Origin of the sequence: Oribacterium sp. NK2B42 (assembly GCF_000424445.1) — a bacterium.
Taxonomy (GTDB): Bacteria; Bacillota; Clostridia; order Lachnospirales; family Lachnospiraceae; genus Oribacterium.
Map to the genome: position 1 here is coordinate 1 of NZ_AUJX01000090.1, position 2271 is coordinate 2271.

Annotated in this window: 2 protein-coding genes; both read right to left on the bottom strand. The window is 39.5% G+C overall.

Going from position 1 to position 2271, the window contains the following annotated elements; translation table 11 throughout:
• Positions 1-84: 84 nt before the first annotated feature.
• Complete coding sequence (locus G625_RS22080; protein WP_029201677.1) at positions 85-1752, bottom strand: IS66 family transposase; 1668 nt, start codon at positions 1750-1752, stop codon at positions 85-87.
• A gap of 9 nt (positions 1753-1761) precedes the next feature.
• Positions 1762-1959: a hypothetical protein gene (locus tag G625_RS0114575; RefSeq protein WP_029201678.1), complete on the bottom strand. Its 198-nt coding sequence runs from the start codon at positions 1957-1959 to the stop codon at positions 1762-1764.
• Positions 1960-2271: the final 312 nt, after the last annotated feature.

Genomic DNA, 2271 nt, shown 5'->3' on the forward strand with positions numbered 1-2271 from the left:
GTTACTGTTCACAGGTGAACTTGTAGTAAAACAGCCGATCCGTTAAACTGAGTCTCAGTAATAACGGGTCGGCTGTTCTGCCAACTATGAGTCAAATCTTTGTGTCACTTCATCAAACACATTGGCTCCTTCATTTTGCCGTATCTTAACAAGCACGCTCCTGCCTTCACAATGATGCGTTATTGTATCAAAGCATCTGAAAGACATCACCTGCCCTTGTTTGCGCTTGTAGCCACGTAGAAAGCGCTCCGCTATGTTGTTTGTGCTCGGTACATTGACATTATGAAGAAACAGAAGATGTTCTTTGGAATGTTTTCTCATTCTCAAATATAGGTTATACCCATCTTTGTAGTATTTACTCGGAGGCACATACTCATATTCATCTCTGGCTGTTTCCAGCACTTTCATATACCTTGTCTCGAAATCGGCAACAACCTCCGAATCCATATCTGATTCGTGTTCATTACGATAATGTATCATTTCCCGGAGAAGTTCTCTCATTGATCTGTGCCAGGTTTTCTCTGGTTCCATCTCCATTCCATCTTTCAGATACCGGAGGATATGAGCCAGACATTCTTGGTGTTCTGAACCATAGTTATAGAAAGTGGATTCATGATCATGTACCAGTATGCCATTATAGTATTCTGTCACTGTACCTTTTACGCCTTCGTGTCCCTTTTTTTCGCGCGCAAAATAAAGCGCTGTTCCATCAGGCGCAACATTGATGAATACATATGCACTTTTACCGTTATAGCGAGCATTTGTGCAGTCCGTATGCATGACAGGCATAAGAAGCATCTCTTTAAAGGTTTCAGTTCGCTCTTCTTCGGTTTTTTCAGCAAACTCTTTTCCGAGTTTATTGATCATACCCTTCGAGATATTTAATTGATTGTTGGTGAGTTCTGCCAGAAAACGGCTGCTTTTATCAATAGAGACATTACAATCATTATTCAAGAGATAAAGGAATGCTTTGATACTTCCTCCATAGTTGACATCATCAACGACACCTTTAGGAAACGGAGCATGGTATTTCTCGCCTGTCTTTGAATTCCTATAGACTTTCGTGCGATATTCAATCACCTCAAGGACAAGCCTGATATTGACCAGCTGCTTCACAACTTCCTTGCCTGTTTCCTTGTAATCGGGATCATTTAAGATCTCAGGTGAGGCCGAGAGAAATATCTTGCTTGTCGGCGTTTGCTTTCTGCGTCTATGACCTGGATGTCCAAGCTGACCCCCAGGTTTACGATCGGTTTTCTCCCGATTATTTGTGATCTTCTTATGATTAACAGACTGCGAAGATGGCTTAGAAGAATTCTCATAATCCCGGTTTATTTGTGCTATCAGTTTTTTGTTTTTCTCACGCTCATCTTCAAGTTCAGAAGCCAATGTATAGTTAGCCTGGCGAAGTTCACTGTTTTTATCTTTCAGTTCATCGTTCTTTTTGAGTGCACCAAGATAAAGCTCATAAATCTGATGGATACGACGCATGAGCTCTTTGATCTTTGCCTTATGATCTTTCTCCTGATCTTCACACACTTCCTGACACCATTTCCAGATCTTTTCATTGATATGAGTAAGTTCCTGGATACGGGCATTTTTCTGGTCTATAGTGCTTTGAAAAGCGCGGTTAGTCTTTCTGTGATCTTCTTTCATGGTCTTGTATATTTCACCTGACTCGAAATCGGCTATCTTCGCTAACGCCGCTTTTAATCGCATCTGTAGTTGTCCTATAAGATCAGATTTTTTCATAGTCAAAATTTAAATTTCTTTTTTAGCCTTATCAAGTATCCCGTCGAAAAATGATAGTTCCTTATCCTGCAATTCCAAGAGTTCTTTCAGTTGTTCATTTAACTCTGTAAGTGATTTATTCTCTTCCTCAAGACCAGCTATCTGTTTCTCATATCCTTTGATCAACTGTTCCTGCATTGCTATGATTTTTTCTTCCTGTTTTCCCATGACTGTTTCTCCTGAAAAAAGTATAGCAAAAAGCTCGATTTTACGCGAATTTCAAGGATTTGACATTCCGTCAAAATGACATGTGTATAAGCTTATGATTCGTCAGAAACCGAAAAAAATCGGACATGGATTTCCACATTTTCTGACATATGTACCAGAATAAACCGCGAATTGTGGATTACACAGATGATATAGGAGTTAATTTAAAAAATCCGAGAGGCTGTCCACAACAGCGTCTCGGATCCTTTGAAAAATATATTTTTAAATTCAGCGTTTTTAACAATATGAAATAGTAGGGGTGTGAACAGTAAC